Genomic DNA, 21,810 nt, shown 5'->3' on the forward strand with positions numbered 1-21,810 from the left:
TAAAGGCCGCTTATGACAGCGGCTTTTCGTTGTTAAGGTTTTCTATATACGCCTCAAGTGACTCTTTTGACATCTCGTGAACCGGCGCATGAGGGAGTGATTCTAAAAATAGTTTTCCATATGAAGCGGTTTTCACTCGGCGGTCTAAAATTAGCAATGTGCCTATGTCTTTTTCAGAGCGCAGCAAGCGTCCAGCTCCTTGCTTAAAGGTTAACACAGCTTCTGGTAAAGCGACGGCTTTAAACGGATTCTTCCCTTGTTTTTTTGCTGCATCACATTTGGCTTCAATGAGAGGAGAATCAGGCGGCCTGAACGGAAGACGTGCCATGATGACTGTTGTCAGCTCTGAACCCGGAAAATCAACACCTTCCCAAAAACTACCCGTACCAAGTAAAATGGCTTGTTTTGCTAATTTGAACATTTTCGTTAATTTTACGGGGCTTCCGCCTGTCAGACCTTGAGCAAAAAGGGCGGACTGCATCCCTTCTGTTTTTAGCTCTTCATAGACTGCTTTTAACATCTCATGTGAATTAAACAAAACCAATATTTTTGCATGCTGCTGCTTTTCCATAACCTTAATATATTGCGCAGCCTGCTTTACATAATCTCGTTCATCACGGTTTGTAATCGGCGGCATGTCTGCTGGAACAATGACCTTAAGCTGTTTTTCAAGTTCAAAAGGTGAATCAATTTGCACAAGATGAGGGTAAAAATCTTGCAGGCCAAACCGTTCCAAGCAATAATCAAAGCGGTGATTGATGGTGAGTGTCCCTGATGTGAGGACAACACTCTTTTTGTTCATAAAGAAACGATCAGCCAAAAGCTCCCCAGTATCTAACGGCTGTGCATGCATAAAGACAGCGTTTTTGGCACCTTTTGCATCAATTTCAATCCAAACTGTTTCATCGTTTTTCGGTTCAAAGATAAACCGGTACAGTGTACTGCAAAAAGTATGCATAAACGACATGACTTGGTCGTATTCCTCTGCTTCAAAGGCAAAGTGTTCTGTCAGCTGATCACTTTTTTGAAGAAGCTCGTTTTTTTGCTGTTCATACAGCTTCTCACAAGCAATTAACAAGGAACAAAGCTTACTTGCCGTTTCTTTAATCCGTTTCCACTGAGCATGCTTTGAATGATGACGTACTCTATGAATGAGACGATTGATGTCGGCTTTTGGTTTTGTCCTTTTCACAAATGAATGGACGGTGCTAAAGAAAGCGTCACTTTCCATTTGAAGCTGATTGAGATACTCATCCATTTCAATAAAGGTGTCTGTCTGTAACCCTGCATGATGAAATCTCTTTTTCAGTTTCTTTAACAGTCCGCCTTGCAAGGAGCCAAGCTGCGTTAATTTCGCGTGAAGCTGGATATAAGACGCACTATCCCCTAATGTTTCATTGGCTGTTTTCTCAAATTGATGGGCTTCGTCTATCACATATACGTCAGCATGCTGAAAGATAGACGATGCCTCCGTTTGTGATAAGAGCAGACGATGATTCGTTAAAATTAAATCAGCTGTTTTTGCCCTTTTTTTGGCGCGCTCATAAAAGCAATACTCTTTAAAACGGCGCTTTTTCGATGTAAACGGCATATGCACACAGGAAATGCGGTCTTTTATATTGGCAGCTCCTGACGGTAAATTCAGTTCAGATAAATCACCTGTTTCTGTTACAAGGAGCCACATTAAAATTTGCGCCTTCGTTAAGACGACATCATAGTTATCATCTTCCTCATGAAGCACATGCTCAAACTTATCTAAACAAATATAATGCGCCCGACCTTTAAATACACAGGCAGCAGGCTCAAACGGGAGCAATTGATTCAACATCGGCACATCGCGCTGAAGCATTTGCTGCTGCAAAAGTATGGAATATGTACTAATAATGACAGGTTTTCCTGATTTCCTCGCTTCTAGAGCAGCTGGGATGAGGTAAGCGAGCGTTTTCCCAATACCCGGTGCCGCTTCAATTAATGCATAGGCTCTTTCATGAAACACGTCTCTCACTTTATTCATCATCGTAAGCTGGCCTTCTCTTACCTCATAGCCTTCTACCGTTTGCGGAAGCTTCTTTTTGATCTCCTCAAACAGCTGTTCATCATCTTCACCTACTGAATGTGTCGCCCTGCTGATAGGATTGGTGACATCTTTTACAGCAAAAGAGCCGACTTCCACCAAAGAATCTTCCCGGCTAGCATGGCTCGTTTCAAGCTGCTTAATTAAAAGTCCTATATCACTTAGGAGATAAGAGGATAATCTGCGCAGCTGCTTCAGCACATTTTTCGGTGTATGTTTTAATTGATGTAATAAAGTTAAAAATAACATGGCAGTAACTTCCGCATCACTATCCGCCCTATGCGGGTGGTCATGTGGAAGCATGAGCTCTTCACTTAATTCAGTGAGCTTATAACCTTCAAGCTCAGGATAAAGAATTCTAGAGATCTCAACTGTATCAATTGCTAGCACATCCAGCTCATGTTTCCCGCATGCTTTTAGTTCATCATTTAAAAAATTCAAGTCAAAATGAACATTGTGCGCAACAAAATAAGCACCCTGTATGAGATCATACACCTCTTGGGCAATGTCCTCAAAAAACACCGCATCGTCAACCATGTGCTGCTGAATGCCTGTCAGCTGTTCAATAAATCCAGGGATTGCTTTTCCCGGGTTCACATATTTTGAATACCGTTCGACAATTTGTCCATTTTCAATGACCACCGCAGCTATTTGAATGATTTTATCACCCTTTTTAGGTGAATTCCCGGTGGTTTCAATATCAACGACAACAAACCTTTGATCGGTCATAAAATGGACACCTCAATTCCTCGTTTCACCCTGAAGTGAAACACGCTCTGGACAAAATAGATGAAACAGAACAGCCTCTCTTCCTGAAACTGTTCTGTTTCCACGGAGCCTGCGTTATAAAATCGTTCTCGCAGGCTCTTGCCCAATCATTTGTTCAATTTGATTTTGTTTATTTAACACGACCACTTTTGGTGTATGTGTCTTAGCTTCTTCTTCTGACAGCATCCCATAAGCGATAATAATGACTTCATCCCCTGGCTGAACGAGTCTCGCCGCCGCCCCATTTAGACAAATGACACCGCTCTTTCTTTCGCCGGGAATAATATATGTTTCAAGTCTCGCGCCATTATGATTATTGACAATTTGTACTTTCTCATTTGCCATCATACCTGCCGCATCAAGTAAATCTTCGTCAATTGTAATACTTCCTACATAATGTAAGTTTGCTTCTGTTACCGTTGCTTTATGAAGCTTAGATGTCATAAAGGTTCTATACATGTTTTTCACCGCTTTCAGGAACATGGAAAATCACATTATCAATCAGTCTTGCCCGTGAGAATTTCACCGCAATCGCCATAATGACTTGACCTGCTAACTGCTGAAGCGGCTCAAGTTCTGGATATGAATAGATCTCAATATAATCTATTTCTCCGCACGTCTGAACAAGTTCCTCTTCAATCAGCTGATACACACGACTGACATCACGTTCACCGTTTTCAACAGCTGACCGTCCTTTTTTTAATGCGCGGTATAAAGCGGGTGCTTCTTGTCTTTCTTTTTCTGACAAGTACACATTCCTTGAGCTTTTCGCTAAACCGTCTTCTTCTCTGACTGTCGGTACAGATACAAGGTGAAGATCAAAGAAGAAATCCTTGATCATCGCATCGATCACAGCGACTTGCTGTGCATCCTTTAGACCAAAGTAGACATTTGTTGGTGACACAAGATGAAACAGCTTTGTGAGCACAGTGACAACACCGTCAAAATGTCCTGGACGTTTTTTTCCGCATAAGACATCTGTCCGCTTTTGAACCGTCATCGTAATAGATGGTTCATTTTGGTACATTTCCTTCACATCAGGTGTAAATAAAATATCCACCCCTGCTGCTTCTGCCAGACGTTGGTCTCTTTCCATATCCCTTGGGTAGGATTCAAAGTCTTCATTTGGTCCGAATTGCAACGGATTGACAAAAATACTCATCACGACAATGTCATTTTGTCCTCTTGCCTCTTTCGCAAGCGTCAGATGTCCTTCATGAAGAAAGCCCATCGTCGGGACAAAGCCGATGGAATGCTGCTTTTCTTGATGCTGCTTGATTAATTCTTTTAGCTCGTGAATATGGGTGACAACGTTCATTTTTTGATTCCCCCATATAAGCCATCAAGGACTTCTTCTTTGATATGAAACGTATGCATGTCCTCTGGAAATGTGCGTGCTTTTACTTCTTTTGTATATTGAATGAGCGCTTCTTCTAAAACAGTATCAATTTGCGCGTATTGTTTCACAAACTTAGGTGTTCTAGACACCCCGTATCCTACCACATCATGGTAAACGAGAACTTGTCCGTCTGCCTCAGCTCCTGCACCAATTCCGATCACAGGAATCTTCAGCATGTCGGTAATTCGTTTTGTCAGTTCACCAGGTACGCATTCCAGCACAAGTGCGATTGCACCGGCTTCCTCACATTTCAAGCTGTCTTCAATCAATTTTTGAGCACTTTCGTGGTCTTTTCCTTGCACTTTATACCCGCCAAGTACACCAACTGATTGAGGTGTGAGGCCTAAATGACTGACGACAGGAATTCCGCCTCTTGTTAGAGCTTGAATGGATTCAAATACTCCATCTCCGCCTTCTAGCTTTAAGGCATCGGCACCACTTTCTTGCATGATGCGTGCTGCATTTTTCATTGTTTCTTCTAACGAATAATGGTAAGACATAAATGGCATATCAGTCACAACAAATGTGTCCTTTGCGCCTCTTTTCACTGCTTTTGTATGATGGATCATATCATCCATCGTGACTTGAACTGTGGAATCTAGTCCAAGTACAACCATCCCAAGTGAATCACCAACTAAGATCATGTCGACTTCCGCTTTTTCCGCTTGTTTTGCAGCTGGATAGTCGTATGCGGTCAGCATCACAATAGGTTCGTTTTGTTCTTTCATTTTGAAAAAATCTAGCTTTGTCTTCATTTGTTCCTCCTCATTCTGGAGAGGAGATGGCTTGCCTCACATCACATGCTTTGATTTCTCATGTGCGGCGAATCATCCCTCTGTCCAAGTCCCTTAGGATCAAGGCAGAAATTTATCGAATTTTTCTTCCTAACAGGTACAGTTCTTTGCAGATACTGCCCACACGAAGTATATCAAAAATGTGCCGGGTGTTCCACTCAAGTTGACTTGATCTCAATGTCTGCGGAGTAGATTTTTTGGATACCGTCCTCCGTTTCAAGCAATAACACACCTTCTTCATTGATGCCAAGCGCCTTCCCCGTATATTGCCCATTGACGGTGCGGGCAACAATATGTTGACCGATCGTCATCGCAAACGATTCCCATAATTGTTTAATCGGCGCAAATCCTTGCTTCATGTAATCGTCATACCTTTTTTCAAAAGTGGACATCATCTGTTGTATGAGTGCAGCCCGATCCACTTTTTCATTCAGTTCCATTCGCAGACTTGTGGCGACATCCTTTAGTTCATCTGGGAAGTCATCAGCTGTTTGGTTCACATTAATGCCCGGCCCAATAATGACCGCATGAACCTGATCAGCTTCTGCTTTTAATTCAGTCAGAATGCCAACGACCTTTTTTCCATTCAACAAAATATCGTTTGGCCATTTAATAGATGGATTGAGTCCCGTTTGCTGCGCAATCGCTTCTGCGATGGCTACAGATGCCAAAATCGTCATTTGCGGCGCTTTATGCAGCGGGATCTCAGGCCGGAGAATAAGACTCATCCAAATGCCTGTCCCGTATGGTGAATGCCACGTTCTTTGAAGACGCCCTTTTCCGTTTGTCTGATGATCGCTGACAACGATTGTGCCGTGGGGCGCACCTTCATTGACAAGATCATGGGCAATCAGCTGAGTTGAAGCGACTTCTTTCTGAAAGTAAATATGCCTGCCGAAGCTCTCTGTTTCCAGACCAAACAGAATTTCGTCCTCACTAATTTTGTCCGGTTTACGAAGCAGACGGTATCCTTTTCTTCTAACTGCTTCTACCTCATACCCCTCTTTTCGCAAGTCCTCCATATGCTTCCACACAGCTGTTCGGGAGCAGCCAAGTTCATCACAAATCTGCTGACTTGAGACAAAATCCTGGCTGGATGCTGTAAATAGTTCAATTAATCGTTTTCTAATTGCGGATCGCATGCTATAAGCCACTCCTCTATGGCTTCTTTTCGGTTTTCTAAACGGTTTTGCAAAACGGCTTTTTTCACAAAATTGAGCTCCTCTGCAATCCATTTCCCAGACGACTTTTGCCGAAATGCCATTAAATCTTTTCCTGAAACAGCGAGGTCTTGGAGCTTTTTAATCGGCAGTGCATCATAAGAACGCTTCGCTGCCTCCAGCTCATCAAAGAAAATGCGGCGCTCATGTTTTAGCTGTGTGATCTTCAAACTAGATAAGAGCACGTGTTCACCAGCTTCAAACATGTTTTCCGCATCCCAGTCACAATCAACGTATTTACTAATGGCTACTGCTTCTTTCAAAAGCTTGGTTGACAGCTTCCATTCTTTTAAGAAGGCCGCAGCCTCCGCTTCATCTAGGCCGAGCAAATGGATGCAAGCCCCCCATACCTCTTCTAGTCCATCCAGTAAGTAATATGGAAAGGCTTGAAAGGATTCATGAAGACGCTCCTCTTTGAGACCTGGCAATTCTTCATGTAATTTGGTTGAAATGAGTACTTGAATGGCCTGCTCACAATGACGGCCTTTTAAAAGCTTCTCCATTTCAATCTTTTTGCGCTCAACTGATATGTTGGCAAGCAGATGCTTATCCTTTTTCATAGCTTCAGCCGTTTCATCAGCGAGTTCAAAGCCAAGCTGGCTTAAAAAACGGACAGCTCTCATCATGCGAAGCGCATCTTCTTGAAAGCGGCACGCAGGATCTCCAACAGTTTGAATTCGTTTCCGCTTAATATCCTGTTTACCACCTACATGATCAATAATTTCCCCATTTATATCCATGGCCATCGCATTAATCGTTAAATCTCTTCTTAAAAGATCTTCCTTAAGCGACGTGATAAACGCCACTTCTTTCGGTCTGCGAAAATCTTCATATTCTGATTCCGTTCGAAACGTCGTGACCTCATAGCTGACACCATCATGCAACACAATGACAGTGCCATGCTCCTTACCGACATCTACTGTTTTTTCAAATAAAGACTCAACCTTATCAGGTGTTGCATCTGTCGCAATATCGATATCACCGATTTCCCGTCCTAATAGAACATCTCTCACCGCTCCGCCGACAAAGTAAGCCTGATGCCCATGTTCGTGCAGTGTATGTAATATAGGGATCGCATGTGTGAATGGTTCATTCATCTTCATCATCACCTTCGATCAATTCTAGGTAAAGCTTCTCATATTCACTCACAATCTTATCAGAAGAGAAATGAGCCTGAACACTAGACTGAGCTGCCGCTGACACTTTTTCATGAAGCGCTTCGTCTTTCAGCAGAGACACTGCGTGCTTTGCTGCTCCGTCTATATCGCCGAGCGGGACAAGAAACCCTGTTTCTCCATGTGTAATCACCTCTGGAATACCACCGACATCCGTACCGATACAAGGGACACCGCACGCCATTGCTTCAAGAAGCACAAGCCCAAAGCTCTCCTTCTCTGAAAGAAGCAGTTTCAAATCACTTATTGAATATAGCTCCTCAACCTTCTCTTGCTTGCCTAAAAACAATACGCGGTCTGTCAGTCCTAATTTTTTCACGAGTTCGCATACAACCGATTTCTCAGGACCATCACCAATGAGCAGCAGCTTTGCCTGCACCTGTTCAGAAATCTTTTGAAACACATGAATCACATCATGCACCCGTTTCACCTTTCGAAAGTTTGATACATGGATGATGACCTTTTCGTTCGGTAAAAGACCATAATGTGTCTTTAGCAAATCGTGATCTTCACGCAAATACACCCGTTCATCAACAAAATTATGAATCGTATCAATTTTTTTATCTGGTTTGATGAGATCGTATGTCTGCGCAGCTAATGAATGCGACACCGCTGTTACGCGGTCCGATGATTCGATGGCGAACCGAATCACTTCCTTTAATGATGGATCATAGCCTAAAACCGTAATATCCGTTCCATGAAGCGTCGTAACGACTTTCACAGAGTGTCCAGTCATTTGTTTGGCTAGAAACGCACAGACAGCGTGCGGGACTGCATAATGCGCATGAATAATATCAAGCTTTTCTCGTTTTGCAACTTCTGCCAATTTACTTGCCAGCGCAAGGTCATAAGGCGGATATTGAAAAACTGCATATTGATTCACATCCACCTCATGAAAATAAATATTCGGATATACTTTATTAAGCCTAAACGGAATGCTAGAGGTAATGAAATGAACATCGTGCCCTTTTTCAGCTAAACGTTTTCCAAGCTCCGTTGCTATAATGCCTGAGCCGCCGACACTTGGATAACAAGTAATTCCGACCTTCAGTTTTTTCATAATTACCCCCCAAGTAAGTCATCGTCCAACAAAAGTGGTTTCTTTGTGATAAACCCTTCTGCATAAGCTTTGTTGACTTCTCTTCCATACATAGACTCTCTCATTTTGACAAAATCAATATAACCGTTCACAAGAGGCGTCTCTACTGAGTTTGCCGATTTAACAAATTGGCTTTTATACGCATGCAAGCTATCAATTTTTTGGTGCATTTCCTCAGAAATATCGATCACAAAATCTGGACGATGGTGCCCATTAATCATGTAATAATACATTTGGCTTATTTTATGCGCTGGCTGCTTGTATGAATCTTCAAATTTATGTATACCTGCAGAAAAAGCGGCCTCTTCTACAAGTGAGCCCGCATGGCCATGATCTGGATGCCGATCTTGGTGGTACGGAGCGAAAATCAGTTTCGGTTTGTAAGTTCGAATCACGCCCGCAATTTCCTTCATCGCTTCGTCGTTTAGATACAGCCCTCTATCTGGCAGTGTGAGCTGGATTCTCGCTCTGACACCTAAAATAGCGGCGGCGGCTTTTGCTTCTTCTTTGCGGCTCTCTACTGTTCCATTTGAAGATAATTCGGCCTGGGTCAAGTCGCAAATCCCGACGCGCGCCCCTTTTTTTACGTATTTTGCAATCGTTCCGCCCATTCCGATCTCTACATCATCGCTATGGGCACCGAATGCAAGGATATCAAGTCGTTTCATTTGTTCCTCCGTTTTTTGCTACATCTCGAAAATCAAACGTACCTTTATTTAAATTCCTGACTAAAATTTCAGCAGTTCCCATATTGGTGGCTAATGGAATGGTATACACATCGCAAAGCCGGATGAGTGCAGATACATCCGGTTCATGCGGCTGCGCAGTTAGCGGGTCTCTAAAAAAGAGCACAAGATCCATTGCATTATCAGCAATTAAAGCACCGATCTGCTGATCTCCCCCAAGTGGTCCTGATTGGAAACGATGAATGGGAAGCCCCGTCGCTTCTTTCACTCTCAAGCCTGTTGTCCCTGTTGCGTAAAGTGTATGATCTGCCAAAATATCACGGTACGCAGTGGTAAACTGAATCATGTCACTTTTTTTCTTATCATGAGCGATTAAAGCAATGTTCATCAGGAATCCACTCCTTATTAGTCGATGATATTTTCTAAACCATAAACGAGCTGATCAATGTGCATGACCTGCTCTACTGAAAGCTTCACGCCTGACATAAAGGATGCACGGTTATAAGAATCATGACGAATGGTGAGCGTCTGTCCGTCCATTCCAAACAGCACTTCTTGATGTGCAATCATGCCAGGAAGTCTCACGCTGTGCAGACGAATACCATCATAATCAGCTCCTCGTGCCCCTTCGATCAATTCTTTCTCTTCTGGATGTCCCTGCTTTTTGCTTTCTCTTACTTCTGCAATCATTTCAGCCGTTTTTAAGCCCGTACCGCTTGGGGCATCTAGTTTTTTATCATGGTGAAGCTCAATGATTTCAACGTCAGGAAAATAATTCGCTGCCATTTTGGCAAATTTCATCATTAAGACCGCACCGACAGCAAAGTTTGGTGCAATAATACAGCCTATGCCCTTTTCTTCTGTTAATTGCTGAAGCTCTTTTAGGTCATCTTCTGAAAATCCAGTTGTTCCGACGACTGGACGCACGCCATGTTCAAGTGCTTTTTTTGTATGTACTTTCCCGATTTCTGGTGTTGTCAGATCAATTAATACATCTGGTGCTGTTTCTGAAAGACATACATCAATATCCGTATAAATCGGTGCATGAGATGTCGTATGAATCACATCAGATAATTTTTTTCCTTCATGCGTGTGATCAAGTGCTGCCACCAGCTCAAAATGGCCTGTTTCTTCCGCCAGCTTCACAGCCTCTATCCCCATTCTTCCTCTTGCTCCAGCGATTACTACTTTGATGGTTTCGTTCGTCATCGTCTCTACTTCCCTTCTTTTTTCGTCCAGCGGTCTTTATCTCTTGTATTGAATTTATGCATCACACGATCATGTGCTTCTTCTAGTGAAATATCAAGTGAATTAGCGAGGCATGTTAACACAAACAAAACATCGCCAATTTCTTCTTCCATGCTTTTTTCTGTTTCCGTTGTTTTTTTCGGCTTTTCTCCATAGTAATGGTTAACCTCTCTTGCCAGCTCCCCTAATTCTTCTGTCAGACGGGCCATCATGGCAAGCGGGCTGAAATAGCCTTCTTTAAATTGTCCTATGTAATCATCTACTTCTTGCTGCACGTGACGCAGCGTTTTTTCTTTCGTCATGAAGCTCATCCTCCTATCCATCTCTTACATGTTAGCGAAATCATAAATATTTGACAAATGTTTAAGTCTCAGTTTGCTTGTTTCTCTCCCATACCATATAATATTATCGCTGTCTAAGCAAAAAAAGGAGTGGTCTCTTGCTAAAAGAAATTCGTCTTAAAAATATCGTATTTATTTTAATAGGATCTGCGATTTTTTCTTTCGGTCTTGTTCATTTTAATATGCAGAACAACTTGGCGGAAGGCGGATTTACAGGTATTACACTGCTTTTATATTTTCTATTTCACATTGACCCATCTATTTCAAACCTTGTCTTAAACATTCCGATCTTTTTTATAGGCTGGAAAATGCTCGGCAGAACGATGTTTACTTATACAATTGTAGGAACAGTGAGTCTTTCTGTCTTTCTTGCCATCTTCCAGCGCTTTCAAATACATATGCCTCTCCAGCACGATTTAGCCTTAGCCGCCCTCTTTGCAGGTGTATTTATCGGAACAGGCCTCGGAATCATCTTTAAATTCGGCGGTACAACAGGCGGTGTGGACATCATTGCAAGACTGATCAACAAGCATTATCAGGTGGCAATGGGACGAACGATGTTCATCTTCGACGCATGCGTCATTACCATCTCTCTGACCTACTTAAATTATAAAGAAGCGATGTATACACTTGTCGCAGTGTTTGTTGCTGCGAAGGTCATTGACTTCATGCAAGAAGGCGCTTATGCTGCCAAAGGCGCCATGATTATCTCTGAAAAAGATGACATCATTCAAAAGAAAATCACGGATGAAATGGAGCGCGGTGTCACCATCTTAAAAGGGGTCGGTTCCTATACGAAACAGGAGCGCAACGTTCTTTATTGCGTCGTTCCGAAAAACGAGCTTGTCCACCTTAAAAGCGTCGTGACCTCAGTCGATCCTCATGCGTTTGTATCTGTCAGTGACGTGCATGATGTACTCGGTGAAGGCTTTACATTAGATGAACACAAAAAGCCGCTCAATCCACATTAAAAAAGAAGCACCAGTTTTGGGCTTCTTTTTTTATGATTTAGGATAATCAGCCTGACGTTTTTGCTTCTTTTCTTTTTCAGCACGATATTTCCGAAATCCAACATACGTTAACGTTAATAAAATGATACTCCCGGTTGTTAAGATGACCCATAAAAGCGATGGATCAGCTTCATCTTCATCGACGTGAGCAAACACACTCGATAAATCCTCTTCCAGCTTCGTGAGACGTTCAAGCTTTGTCCCACTTGATGCTTTTAAAAATTCACCTTGCTCAATCACTTCCATGTGCTGCTTAATTGTCTGCAGCTTTTCAGGCGAAATATCAATGGTTAAACTTGGATAGATCATATCGTATAAAGAAACCAGCTCATTCCAAGTTTCATAAAATGTCGTCGATTCTGGATCTTTTACTTCTTTTTTCAAAGTAGGAAAAGACCCCATAATAGGCTTCTCCAGCGAACCCCAAAGAGGCTCAGAATCCGACTGGATCGCATCAAGCAGCATTCTAAATTGAGAGGCATAACGAAGTTTTTCGCGCTCATTCAATTCTTCCTGCGGCAGCCCTTTTATCATATCTTGATAGCCAAGTGTAATTTGCCGAATCTGCGTATTCGTCAAAGTTCCACGCCAATTCTCAGCTTTAAATGTCTTTTCAACATACAATGCGACTTGTAACGCCTCATCATATTTAGCTTGTCTCGTTAATTGAAAGATGGAATCTGATAGTTCCGTTAATTCTTGCAGCGTGTTAGCAGCTGTTTCCTCACCTTTAGCAACTGCTGGCTGTAATACGAGAAAAAATAATAGAATCATCGCGATTGGCTTTCGTTTCATGCAAGTCCCTCCTAGCCCTTCTCCTTACAGCGTATGAAGAAAAGGACAAGGTTAGACCAACATTGTTAAGGGAGTTCCAGCTTGACCGATTTTTTCGATAGAACGAGATAATACGAAACAAGAAGAACCGCAATACTTAGCCAAAACGTCACGTAGCCGATCTCGTTTGAATAAGCAGACAGCATAGAATAACGGGGCATCATACCAAATACATAATCAATTACATCGTTATGTAAAATCCAAATGCCGGCTACTACGAGATGACGCATTTGAAAACGATAATACGGCGCAAACAATACAGCCTGAACCGCCATCGCAAAGTGAGACCCAATCAGCATGTATCCTTCCCACGGAAAATCATCAACAGATAAAAGCACAAAGATATTCATTCCTACCGCCCATAACCCATATTTAATCAAGGTCACAAGAGCAAGTGCTTCAAAATAAGGAGCATTTCGTTTCATCAAAAACGCAAGTAATACAAATAAAAAGAAAAAGCTGGCCGTTGGACTGTCTGGTACAAAAGCTAAAAAGACAGCCGGTGTCTCTACGAGCTGCGGAATATACCAATAGTAGCCGTACACAGTGCCAAGGAAATTGATCATAAGCACCAGCACAAGCATGTAGCGCGTCGCTAGCAAATATTGAATCCATCTCATATGTCTCTTCACTCACGATCTGTTAAAATCAGAAAAAAGCTGACAGCGCCAGCTTTTTCTCTTTTGAGTATATCCTTGTACTTGCATTTAAACAACTGAATTATTTTGATTTGACCTCAGATAAATATTTAGAGAGCTTCTCAAGTTCTTCATCACTGCCTTTAAAAACACCCTTCGGCATATTGCCTTTACCTTCTACAGCGATTTTAGCGATCTCCTCAGGCGAAAGACCGTTGTCAACGAGTGACGGTCCGGCTGCTCCGCCCTGCATGTTATCCCCATGGCAGGAGATACATGTCTGCTCTTGATAAATTTTATACTCTTCAGCTGAAGTATCAATCTCTGCTTCTTTCTTAATCTCACCTTGTTTTGCCGCTGCTTCCCAATCATGAGTTGCAACAGACTCCCACGTTAAATACGTTGCTGCGCCGACTGCAAGAATCATCATCCCGACTGCAATTGGTCTTCTATACGGTCTGCGTTCTGGACCTGAATCAAGAAATGGTGCGAGCAAAAGTGCACCAAACGCAATTCCAGGCATAATCATCGCGCCGACGACAGTGAAGTTTCCTGCAGCAAATTCATATTTTAATAACTGGTACAAAAATAGGAAATACCAGTCTGGCAGCGGAATATAGCCAGTATCTGTTGGATCAGCCATCCGCTCAAGCGGAGGCGCATGAACAACAGTTAGGACAAGAAATCCAATTAAAAAAACGGCACCTACAAGCCATTCCTTTAAAAGAAAGTTCGGCCAAAAGGCTTCTGTTTTTCCCGGATATTCGGAATAGTCTTTAGGTATGTTAGGTTTTCTTTCTGCCGGTATTCTGGAATCTCCGACAAACTTCATCCCTTTTCCCCTATGCAAAGTCATCCCCTCCTCATTGAACATTCATCAAACGCAGCATTTTATAGCGGTCCAGAAATTCCTTGCTTACGAATCATAATAAAGTGGGCAGCCATCAGCCCAAATAATGCCGCTGGCAAGAAAAAGACATGGATAGCGAAAAATCTCGTCAGCGTTTGTGCCCCTACAATGTCAGGATGACCTGCAAGCAGCGTTTTGATCTCTTTACCAATGAAAGGTGTTGCTTCTGCTATTTGAAGACCAACCTTCGTCGCAAACAGCGCCTTCATATCCCATGGTAAAAGATAACCTGTAAAACCAAGTCCAAGCATCACAAAGAAAATGAGCACACCAACAATCCAGTTCAGCTCTCTAGGCTTTTTATACGCCCCTTGGAAAAAGACCCTTAGCGTATGTAAAAACATCATCACAATGACTAAACTCGCACCCCAGTGGTGCATCCCTCTGACAATCTGTCCAAATGCCACTTCATTTTGCAAATAATAGACAGATTCCCAGGCATTTTTAATATCCGGCACGTAATACATCGTTAAAAACATGCCCGAAAGGACTTGAATGACTGTCACAAAAAACGTTAAACCGCCAAAACAATACACAAAAGCGGAGAAATGATGTGCTGGGTTGACGTGCTCTGGCACCTCATGATCCGCAATATCTCTCCATATCGGTGTAATGTCCAGCCGCTCATCTACCCAATCGTAAATCTTGTTAAGCATCGTTACCCTTCCCCTTTCGGCACAGCTTTTCCAAGATAGAGGTATCCGTCCTTCACTTGCTGCTTATAATGGTCAAGCGGTGCAAGCGGTGGAGTTCCGGGTACGTTTGTACCATCCTTGTCGTACAGCCCATAATGGCACGGGCAGAAAAATTTGTTTGGATTTTTCGGATCACTGTTCCAGTTCACTGTACATCCTAAATGTTTACAAATTGGCGATAAAGCGACAATTTCATCCCCTTCTTTGTACACCCATGCTGACCTAGATTCCTTTGACTCGTACCATGCATCTACTTGATCAATTTTAAAGTCAAAGCGCTTCGGTTCCTTTGTCAATTCATCTACACTGACAACTTGAACCATATCCTGATCCTCTGTTCCTTTTAGCACAGGGTCAAGCGCAAAGCGAACCATAGGCATGAGCATTCCAGCGGCCATAAATCCCCCCACGCCGGTCAACGTGTAATTCAAAAATTGACGCCTGGACACTCCATGTCTCTTCTCGCTCATTTTTTTCTCCCCCCCTCAGGTCGTCAGCTACTTTATAACTGAATTAGAAAAAATTTCATAAAACTAGGACACCCTCATAATATATCAATCTATTCACAAGGTCAACATCCTAAAAAGCTATGTACAATGCAAATGTAAGGGTTTTTATGAAGGGTTCCATTTTTGTAACAAAAAGTTCAAAATTTGTTCTACACTGTCTTGAATGACTTTTTGCTTTAATTCAACCTTCAAATGCTCCAGCGGAACCGGCTTGAGCAAAAATAGCGATTCACTGATCTCACCATGCTCTTTCCACTTGTGATCAGATGTGATCAATATGACATGCTGAAAATGATCTTTGAGCGACTGCTTCATTGTGAGTATGTCTTCTGGTTTCCGGTCACTCACTTCCAAATATGTATGTGGCGGAAAAAGAAAAACCCGCCCTTTTAACTGTCTTTCAAGTTCATCTGCTACAAGAATAGTAAACTCTCCTAAAGACACGGTTTGTTTCATTTGATCCGCATCAATCCCAACTAATGGAATGATAGCGGTATCAATGTAAGCTTTAGATTGCAAAAAGCGATCCGCATCCTCTGATTGAAACCTCATCAAATTCCCCTCTTTCATGACATAAGCCCTGCCTGTATAGGGCAAGGCTTATTCGTTCAGTTTATGACAATAGGCTTAATTCTTTTGCCAGCTTATTAAATGTTTCTTGATCATGACGGTCAAGTGCTTCATCTATCTCTTTCATGAGCCGTTCTTTTTGGAAAGTTGCGATTGAGTGCTCAAGCACTTTCTCAGCAAGATCCTTATCTTTTTCGTTCTCATAAAGATCCTTTGGAATATGAGGATTTGTTTCAAGAACAGCTGCATATTCCGGCGAACGATAAGCAGAACGGAAATTCAATTGAATAAACAAATCCTGCTGTTTATTCAAACGAATATCATGAAATGACTTTTCAGCATCTGTCGTCATGATGTTTTCTTTATAAAATCTAAAGGGAACTTCATCCACACAGTGTGTTGACATGATGATTCCCCTTGGGCAAAATTCTGCTTGCTCTACAAAATGAACCTTTTCCATCAAAGAGTCGTGACTCATTAAATAATTTAATATCCAAACACATTCTCTTCGCTTTAGCTGATAATGGTTTAAGAACCACCGGATAAATTCCTTTTTTTCATTGACAGAAACAGGGGTCTGCATGTTATTCCCTCCTCTATCGTAAATTAAATTGCTATACATGAATTATTCAACAAACCAGTTCTTCATTCCTGCAAACTATAAGGAAATTTCGTCTTCAATTCTTAAAATGGTTTCTTCAATTTCTTCATTCGTACCATCTTTCTCTAGAACTTTGCGTAATAACGGCAATGCTTCTTTTTGTCTGCCCTCTTCTAAAAGGAACGAAGCGTATTCATATAAAAAGTCACGCTCCTCATCAAAATCAGGCAGGGCAAGCTTGAAATACTCGGCAGCTTCTTTGTATTCTTCTCGCCCGACAGAAGCAGATGCAGCATACCAATTCCATTTTGGATCATCTTCCCCAAAGCTTTTAACCTCTTTAATAACATCCAGAATTTCATCAAACAGCTCTTCATTTAAATAGATCGCCAGCAATGTTTGAACTGCTTCAATATAACCCGGATCGAGAGCAAGTGCTTCTTGAAGCAGTTTTTTCGCATCTTCTGAATCCCCATTTTTCAAATCAATCTTGGCACCATATAAATATAATTCTTTGTTATACTCATCAACTTTAATACCCTCTTTTACTACTTCTAAAGCCTCGTGATATAGTCCTTCTTCCTCATAACTTTTCGCTAAAGGCATATATAGTGACGAATAGGACGGATCAATATCTTTCAGTTCTGTAAGCTGCTGAATGGCTGTTTTCGTTCTGCCAGCCCTCATTGCTGTAAATCCGTAGCCAAAAAGAGTATTCGGGTCTGCTTGATCTTTTACTGCCTTTTCGTACCATTCAAGTGCATCCTCAAATTCTCCAGCTGTGCTGAGCGATTCAGCGAGCCGCTGATACACATTGACACCGCCAACCTCATGCTGTTGATCTGCCACTTTGTAGAAATAATCAGCCGCTTTCTTTGAAAGGCCTTGAGAAAAATACAACTCACCTAATGCAAAATCGATGATGGCTTCATTCGGAAGTAGTTCTTTCGCTTTTAAAAGCTTTTGTTCACTGACTTCAAATAGTCCTTGCATTTGATACAAATCTGCCATTAACAATAAACTCTCTGGGTACGCATCATCATCTTCAGGAATCGTTTCTAATACTGAAATTGCCTTCTCTTCTTCATCAGAGTCAATCAACAGCTCTGCATAAAAACACGTTAAACCTGTTTCCTCTGGATATAAATCATGTAAATCACTGATGAGATTCCGTGCTTTATCGATATCTCCCCAATCATAATATAATTGAGCCGCTTGCGCCTTTTCTTCATCATGCAAATGCTTCTCTGCTTGAGCAAGTGTTTGGAGTCCTTTTTCAGTCTCACCCGCCTCAACTAATTTTATGGCTTCTTGTAATGAACTATTCAAATCAAACCGTTCCTTTCTGTTTCCAAAAACCTAAACTATTGTTACTTCATATCATAATCGACAGGTACACATCCAGCAAATATGTTGCTCTTTTAAAATGAACCCATTTTTGTGTTTTAAAGACTGTTTTTCATTTCATCCTATACGAAACTGATGATTTGTAAACTGCAGACACTATTTTTATCGGACAAAATGTTTTTTTTCAAGGTTTCACCTTGAGACAAGCTATGCTATATTTCTGACAAATATGCAAAAGGAAAGAAAAAGCCTGAGGACCTCCTCAGACTGTTTTCGTTAAATATTCAATGTGTTCAAAGAAATTCGGGTATGAGACACGAACAGCATCTGTATCTTCAATCTCAATGGCTTGATTTGTCACACATGCGGCAATTCCCAGCATCATACCGATACGGTGATCTCCGTAGCTTGAGACGACTGCGCCGCCTTGAAGCGTAGTTTTACCATGAATCTTCATACCATCATCTGTTGCTTCAATATCAGCACCGAGTTTTTTAAGTTCTGATACGACTGTATCAATTCGATTGGTTTCTTTAACTTTTAACTCAGCAGCATCTTTAATGATCGTTGTTCCTTCTGCTTGGGTCGCAAGAAGCGCAATAATCGGAATTTCATCGATGAGTCTTGAAATCATGTCACCAGAAATTTCAATCCCTTTTAATGATGAAGTAGAAATCGTTAAATCACCATACGGTTCTCCGCCTTTGGCATCTACTTCATTGATTTCAAGATTTGCACCCATAAGTTTCAGCACATCAATAATACCTGTTCTTGTTTTGTTTAGCCCGACATTTTTTAAGACAATCCGGCTGTTAGAAACGATTGATCCAGCTACAAGGAAAAATGCAGCTGAAGAGATGTCTCCAGGAACAAATATATCTGTTGCTGTTAATGTCTGGCCGCCTTCAATGGATACACTTTGTTCATCTTCATCTAGTTTTACACCAAACATAGAGAGCATTCTTTCTGTATGATCTCTTGACTTATGTGGTTCAGTTAATGTTGTTGTACCCTCTGCTTGCAGCCCAGCTAAAAGGACAGCCGACTTTATTTGTGCACTTGCCACCGGGGACTCATAAGAGATGCCTTTTAAATGACCGCCACGAATAGACAGTGGTGTATACTCGCCATTTGCTCTGCCGTCTATTTTGGCTCCTAGTTGTTTAAGGGGACCCGTCACACGTTTCATGGGTCTTTTGGCAATACTCTCATCACCAATTAGTGTACTGTGAAACTCACAACCAGCTAATATTCCCATCATTAATCGAATGGTTGTACCAGAATTACCAACATCGAGAATGTCAGACGGCTCCTTGAGCTCTTTCAGTCCTTTACCATGAATGACAACATCTGTCCCTTTTTGTTCAATTTCAACGCCCATCTTTCTAAAGCAATCAATCGTACTTAAACAGTCAGCTCCAGGAAGAAAGTTTTTCACTACTGTGGTACCTTCAGCAATTGCACCAAACATCACTGATCTATGTGAAATAGATTTATCACCTGGGATATGAATTTCTCCATTCATAGGAGCATTTTTATGAATTTTCATGTTTGTCACCTCAGTCAGCATAAAATGTATCGTAATTCGCTCTATTTTTTATACAGATTTCTGCACGCTTGCGGTCGTCATCTGTTTGAAAACTAATGCGTAAAATCCCATTAATGTCTTCCCGCGTCTCAATAATACGGATATTTGTAATACTAATGTTTTCACTTGCTAGATGCCCTGTAATCTCCGATATGACCCCAGGGTGATCCGGAACATCGACATACAGATCATAAAAGGCAGGAATGGCTCCTTTTTTCCTTAGAGGCAGTCCATCACGATATTCCTTTGCATCTTGAAAATAAGAGAACAATCCTTCAGCATCTTCTTGCTCTACGAAGGTTTCAATGCGGTTAATCTCTTTTTTCCATTCATGGAATCGGTCTAAAATCTTGTGTTTATTGTGCAGCAGGATATCCCGCCACATTGCAGGATTGCTTGAAGCAATCCGTGTGATATCACGAAAGCCTCCAGCAGCAAACCGTTTAACAAGTGGGAATTGTTCTTCAAAATGATGTGCTTGATGCACAAGGCTGGCTGCAACAATATGAGGAAAATGGCTAATTACACTTGTCACAGCATCATGTTCTTCTGGTGTCATCTCGATGAAATGAGCATTTGTCCCCTTTAACAAATCCATCAACTGATCAACAGCTTGGCGGTTTGTTTCCTTTGCAGGCGTTAAAATGTAGAACGCATTTTCAAATAAAAAGTCTTTTGCTGCAATAACACCTGACTTATGAGAGCCTGCCATTGGATGTCCACCAATAAATTGGTAATGCTCAGGCAGCGCTTTTTCAGCAAAATGGACGACCTTTTGCTTTGTGCTGCCGACATCAGTGATTATGAGCTCTCTTTCAATTCCAGAGTCTGCAATATCACTAAGCATCTTTACTGTTTGCTGGACAGGTGTTGCCAAAATAATGGTCGAAGATTCTTCTAAACCAGCCAAAAACGAATCAGCTGTTGCATCAATAATTCCCAGCTTCGTTGCAGCAACCATTTGCTCTTTGGAAACATCAAATCCTACAATTTTTTTATGAGGATACTCTTTTTTAATCGAGAGTGCAATGGATCCCCCAATTAAACCGAGTCCAGCGATTAATATTGTTTCGTTTGCATCATTCATATTCATCACCTGATTTTTCGCGAAAATTAAACAACCTATTTCAACAGCTTATATGTATTGAGGTTGGTACAATGAAAGCCATATCCTGCCTTAGGATATGACTTTATGGTTATGCTACGCACGAATGCCTTGCAGTAAATCGGCAAGTGTGCTTAGAATGTCTTCATTTTGCTCTTTTGTTCCGACGGTAATACGTAAAGAAGTCGGAAAACCAAGTGCTTTACCGGAACGAACAATGTAACCTTTTTTCAATAATGCATTGAACAATTCATCTGCATCTCTTTTAAAATCAATCAGCACAAAGTTTGTTTGAGATGGATAGATATATAGTCCAAAACGGTCAGCAAAATCTTGATATTGCTTGAGACCTGCTTCGTTTTTCTGTCTGCATGATTGTATGAAATCTTGATCTTTGATCGCTGCACGAGCAGCTGCCTGAGCGATACGGCTGGTATTAAACGGCTCTCTCGCTGGTTCAATGGCAGTAATCAGCTCTTCTGATGCAATTCCGTAGCCTACTCGAAGCGCTGCAAGTCCATATGCTTTAGAAAACGTTCGAAGTACAATGACATTTTGATAATTGTGTAATAAAGATAAACTGTTTGGAAAATCTTCCGCACGAACGTACTCAAAATACGCTTCATCTAGTACAACAAGCACGTGAGCTGGCACTTCGTCTAAAAACGCCACAATCTCAGATTCTGACAAATGATTTCCTGTCGGGTTATTTGGATTACATACCCAGACAACCTTCGTATTTTCATCGATCGCATCCAGCATGCCCTTCAGATCGTGAGCTCCTCCTTCTAAAAGAGGCACTTCTCGAATTTCAGCATGTTCAATCACTGCATTGTGACGGTATTGCGGAAAAGATGGAGATGGGATGACGGTATTTGTATGTTGGTCAAGGAATGCTCTCGCAATAATTTGCACAAGTTCATCTGAGCCGTTCCCGAAAATTAATTGTTTTTCACTTACTTGAAGAAACTCAGCAAGCTCCGTTCTTAAACTTGCGCTGTATCCATCCGGATAAATCGCTAGATGTTCGAGCTCAGCTTGTATTGCCTCTCTTGCATGTACAGAACATCCAAAAGGGTTTTCATTTGAAGCCAATTTCACAATTTTGTCTAATTGATATTCTTTTTTGACCTCTTCAATTGGTTTCCCAGGTTGATACGGTTTTAGCTGTTTTAATTGATCTTTGATTTGCAAAATGT

At 41.6% G+C, this 21,810-nt stretch carries 23 protein-coding genes; 1 reads left to right on the forward strand and 22 read right to left on the reverse strand.

Annotated features, from left to right (window positions below; all coding sequences use genetic code 11):
* Nucleotides 1-10 precede the first annotated feature (10 nt).
* The 11 genes from dinG to AWT60_RS11770 all read right to left on the reverse strand — a co-directional run bounded on the left by dinG (nucleotide 11) and on the right by AWT60_RS11770 (nucleotide 10,765).
* Complete coding sequence (dinG, locus tag AWT60_RS11720; RefSeq protein WP_041109600.1) at nucleotides 11-2,803, reverse strand: ATP-dependent DNA helicase DinG; 2,793 nt, start codon at nucleotides 2,801-2,803, stop codon at nucleotides 11-13.
* A 114-nt stretch (nucleotides 2,804-2,917) separates the two neighbouring features.
* Nucleotides 2,918-3,301, reverse strand: coding sequence for an aspartate 1-decarboxylase (gene panD / locus AWT60_RS11725; RefSeq protein ID WP_024422780.1), 384 nt, complete (start codon nucleotides 3,299-3,301; stop codon nucleotides 2,918-2,920).
* Complete coding sequence (gene panC / locus AWT60_RS11730; RefSeq protein WP_041109602.1) at nucleotides 3,294-4,160, reverse strand: pantoate--beta-alanine ligase; 867 nt, start codon at nucleotides 4,158-4,160, stop codon at nucleotides 3,294-3,296. Before panC ends, panD begins: the two co-directional genes overlap by 8 nt.
* Entirely contained in the window at nucleotides 4,157-4,996 is an 840-nt protein-coding gene (gene panB, locus AWT60_RS11735; RefSeq protein WP_024422781.1) for a 3-methyl-2-oxobutanoate hydroxymethyltransferase, read from the reverse strand. Before panB ends, panC begins: the two co-directional genes overlap by 4 nt.
* Nucleotides 4,997-5,193: 197 nt before the next feature.
* A complete protein-coding gene (locus tag AWT60_RS11740; protein ID WP_218677292.1) occupies nucleotides 5,194-6,177 on the reverse strand; it encodes a biotin--[acetyl-CoA-carboxylase] ligase in 984 nt (327 codons plus the stop codon).
* Nucleotides 6,150-7,352: a CCA tRNA nucleotidyltransferase gene (locus tag AWT60_RS11745; protein ID WP_041109604.1), complete on the reverse strand. Its 1,203-nt coding sequence runs from the start codon at nucleotides 7,350-7,352 to the stop codon at nucleotides 6,150-6,152. Before AWT60_RS11745 ends, AWT60_RS11740 begins: the two co-directional genes overlap by 28 nt.
* The gene (gene bshA, locus AWT60_RS11750) at nucleotides 7,345-8,490 is read right to left on the reverse strand and encodes an N-acetyl-alpha-D-glucosaminyl L-malate synthase BshA (protein WP_041109605.1); all 1,146 of its coding nucleotides are present in this window, start codon (nucleotides 8,488-8,490) and stop codon (nucleotides 7,345-7,347) included. Before bshA ends, AWT60_RS11745 begins: the two co-directional genes overlap by 8 nt.
* Nucleotides 8,491-8,492: 2 nt before the next feature.
* The gene (bshB1, locus tag AWT60_RS11755) at nucleotides 8,493-9,197 is read right to left on the reverse strand and encodes a bacillithiol biosynthesis deacetylase BshB1 (protein ID WP_024422785.1); all 705 of its coding nucleotides are present in this window, start codon (nucleotides 9,195-9,197) and stop codon (nucleotides 8,493-8,495) included.
* Nucleotides 9,184-9,603 carry a methylglyoxal synthase gene (mgsA, locus tag AWT60_RS11760; RefSeq protein WP_024422786.1) on the reverse strand — a complete coding sequence of 140 codons (420 nt, stop codon included), beginning with the start codon at nucleotides 9,601-9,603 and terminating at the stop codon, nucleotides 9,184-9,186. The genes bshB1 and mgsA overlap by 14 nt, the downstream gene beginning before the upstream one ends.
* 17 nt (nucleotides 9,604-9,620) lie before the next feature.
* Complete coding sequence (gene dapB, locus AWT60_RS11765; RefSeq protein ID WP_041109607.1) at nucleotides 9,621-10,424, reverse strand: 4-hydroxy-tetrahydrodipicolinate reductase; 804 nt, start codon at nucleotides 10,422-10,424, stop codon at nucleotides 9,621-9,623.
* Nucleotides 10,425-10,429: 5 nt separating this feature from the next.
* A complete protein-coding gene (locus AWT60_RS11770; RefSeq protein ID WP_024422788.1) occupies nucleotides 10,430-10,765 on the reverse strand; it encodes a nucleotide pyrophosphohydrolase in 336 nt (111 codons plus the stop codon).
* A 137-nt stretch (nucleotides 10,766-10,902) separates the two neighbouring features.
* Here AWT60_RS11770 and AWT60_RS11775 point away from each other — a divergent pair, with 137 nt between their 5' ends.
* On the forward strand, nucleotides 10,903-11,775 hold the full coding sequence (locus tag AWT60_RS11775; RefSeq protein ID WP_024422789.1) for a YitT family protein: 873 nt from the start codon (nucleotides 10,903-10,905) through the stop codon (nucleotides 11,773-11,775).
* 30 nt (nucleotides 11,776-11,805) lie between these two features.
* On the opposite strand, the gene ypjB is transcribed toward AWT60_RS11775, so the two are convergent.
* The 11 genes from ypjB to hisC form a co-directional block, all read right to left on the reverse strand.
* Nucleotides 11,806-12,609, reverse strand: coding sequence for a sporulation protein YpjB (ypjB, locus tag AWT60_RS11780; protein WP_041109608.1), 804 nt, complete (start codon nucleotides 12,607-12,609; stop codon nucleotides 11,806-11,808).
* A gap of 65 nt (nucleotides 12,610-12,674) precedes the next feature.
* The gene (lhaT, locus tag AWT60_RS11785) at nucleotides 12,675-13,268 is read right to left on the reverse strand and encodes a lipoprotein heptaprenylglyceryl N-acetyltransferase LhaT (protein WP_024428102.1); all 594 of its coding nucleotides are present in this window, start codon (nucleotides 13,266-13,268) and stop codon (nucleotides 12,675-12,677) included.
* Nucleotides 13,269-13,368: 100 nt separating this feature from the next.
* Nucleotides 13,369-14,136, reverse strand: a complete 768-nt coding sequence (locus AWT60_RS11790) for a menaquinol-cytochrome c reductase cytochrome b/c subunit (RefSeq protein ID WP_024422792.1) — start codon at nucleotides 14,134-14,136, stop codon at nucleotides 13,369-13,371.
* A 41-nt stretch (nucleotides 14,137-14,177) separates the two neighbouring features.
* Nucleotides 14,178-14,852: a menaquinol-cytochrome c reductase cytochrome b subunit gene (qcrB, locus tag AWT60_RS11795; RefSeq protein WP_003215804.1), complete on the reverse strand. Its 675-nt coding sequence runs from the start codon at nucleotides 14,850-14,852 to the stop codon at nucleotides 14,178-14,180.
* Between the two features lie 2 nt (nucleotides 14,853-14,854).
* Complete coding sequence (locus tag AWT60_RS11800) at nucleotides 14,855-15,361, reverse strand: ubiquinol-cytochrome c reductase iron-sulfur subunit (RefSeq protein ID WP_007500911.1); 507 nt, start codon at nucleotides 15,359-15,361, stop codon at nucleotides 14,855-14,857.
* 144 nt (nucleotides 15,362-15,505) lie between these two features.
* On the reverse strand, nucleotides 15,506-15,952 hold the full coding sequence (locus AWT60_RS11805) for a YpiF family protein (RefSeq protein ID WP_218677293.1): 447 nt from the start codon (nucleotides 15,950-15,952) through the stop codon (nucleotides 15,506-15,508).
* A 61-nt stretch (nucleotides 15,953-16,013) separates the two neighbouring features.
* Nucleotides 16,014-16,553, reverse strand: coding sequence for a ReoY family proteolytic degradation factor (locus AWT60_RS11810; protein WP_008344562.1), 540 nt, complete (start codon nucleotides 16,551-16,553; stop codon nucleotides 16,014-16,016).
* A gap of 75 nt (nucleotides 16,554-16,628) precedes the next feature.
* Nucleotides 16,629-17,900, reverse strand: a complete 1,272-nt coding sequence (locus tag AWT60_RS11815) for a tetratricopeptide repeat protein (RefSeq protein WP_024428100.1) — start codon at nucleotides 17,898-17,900, stop codon at nucleotides 16,629-16,631.
* Between the two features lie 280 nt (nucleotides 17,901-18,180).
* Nucleotides 18,181-19,467 (reverse strand): 3-phosphoshikimate 1-carboxyvinyltransferase, encoded by a 1,287-nt coding sequence (aroA, locus tag AWT60_RS11820; protein WP_163115408.1) that lies wholly within the window; start codon nucleotides 19,465-19,467, stop codon nucleotides 18,181-18,183.
* Nucleotides 19,468-19,477: 10 nt separating this feature from the next.
* Entirely contained in the window at nucleotides 19,478-20,593 is a 1,116-nt protein-coding gene (locus AWT60_RS11825) for a prephenate dehydrogenase (protein ID WP_041109614.1), read from the reverse strand.
* 114 nt (nucleotides 20,594-20,707) lie between these two features.
* Nucleotides 20,708-21,805 (reverse strand): histidinol-phosphate transaminase, encoded by a 1,098-nt coding sequence (hisC, locus tag AWT60_RS11830; RefSeq protein WP_024422797.1) that lies wholly within the window; start codon nucleotides 21,803-21,805, stop codon nucleotides 20,708-20,710.
* Nucleotides 21,806-21,810: the final 5 nt, after the last annotated feature.

Source organism: Bacillus sp. F2HM, from assembly GCF_019266135.1.
Lineage (GTDB): Bacteria > Bacillota > Bacilli > Bacillales > Bacillaceae > Bacillus > Bacillus safensis.

Bases quoted from the DNA above. Each gene is read 5' to 3' on its own strand.
- AWT60_RS11770 (WP_024422788.1), bottom strand. From the start codon at position 10,765: ATGACGAAAGAAAAAACGCTGCGTCACGTGCAGCAAGAAGTAGATGAT.
- AWT60_RS11810 (WP_008344562.1), bottom strand. From the start codon at position 16,553: ATGCAGACCCCTGTTTCTGTCAATGAAAAAAAGGAATTTATCCGGTGG.
- AWT60_RS11745 (WP_041109604.1), bottom strand. From the start codon at position 7,352: ATGAATGAACCATTCACACATGCGATCCCTATATTACATACACTGCAC.
- ypjB (WP_041109608.1), bottom strand. From the start codon at position 12,609: ATGAAACGAAAGCCAATCGCGATGATTCTATTATTTTTTCTCGTATTA.
- bshA (WP_041109605.1), bottom strand. From the start codon at position 8,490: ATGAAAAAACTGAAGGTCGGAATTACTTGTTATCCAAGTGTCGGCGGC.
- bshB1 (WP_024422785.1), bottom strand. From the start codon at position 9,197: ATGAAACGACTTGATATCCTTGCATTCGGTGCCCATAGCGATGATGTA.
- panD (WP_024422780.1), bottom strand. From the start codon at position 3,301: ATGTATAGAACCTTTATGACATCTAAGCTTCATAAAGCAACGGTAACA.
- dapB (WP_041109607.1), bottom strand. From the start codon at position 10,424: ATGACGAACGAAACCATCAAAGTAGTAATCGCTGGAGCAAGAGGAAGA.
- panB (WP_024422781.1), bottom strand. From the start codon at position 4,996: ATGAAGACAAAGCTAGATTTTTTCAAAATGAAAGAACAAAACGAACCT.
- mgsA (WP_024422786.1), bottom strand. From the start codon at position 9,603: ATGAACATTGCTTTAATCGCTCATGATAAGAAAAAAAGTGACATGATT.
- lhaT (WP_024428102.1), bottom strand. From the start codon at position 13,268: ATGAGATGGATTCAATATTTGCTAGCGACGCGCTACATGCTTGTGCTG.
- AWT60_RS11740 (WP_218677292.1), bottom strand. From the start codon at position 6,177: ATGCGATCCGCAATTAGAAAACGATTAATTGAACTATTTACAGCATCC.
- aroA (WP_163115408.1), bottom strand. From the start codon at position 19,467: ATGAAAATTCATAAAAATGCTCCTATGAATGGAGAAATTCATATCCCA.
- AWT60_RS11805 (WP_218677293.1), bottom strand. From the start codon at position 15,952: ATGAGGTTTCAATCAGAGGATGCGGATCGCTTTTTGCAATCTAAAGCT.
- qcrB (WP_003215804.1), bottom strand. From the start codon at position 14,852: ATGCTTAACAAGATTTACGATTGGGTAGATGAGCGGCTGGACATTACA.
- AWT60_RS11800 (WP_007500911.1), bottom strand. From the start codon at position 15,361: ATGAGCGAGAAGAGACATGGAGTGTCCAGGCGTCAATTTTTGAATTAC.
- dinG (WP_041109600.1), bottom strand. From the start codon at position 2,803: ATGACCGATCAAAGGTTTGTTGTCGTTGATATTGAAACCACCGGGAAT.
- panC (WP_041109602.1), bottom strand. From the start codon at position 4,160: ATGAACGTTGTCACCCATATTCACGAGCTAAAAGAATTAATCAAGCAG.
- AWT60_RS11825 (WP_041109614.1), bottom strand. From the start codon at position 20,593: ATGAATGATGCAAACGAAACAATATTAATCGCTGGACTCGGTTTAATT.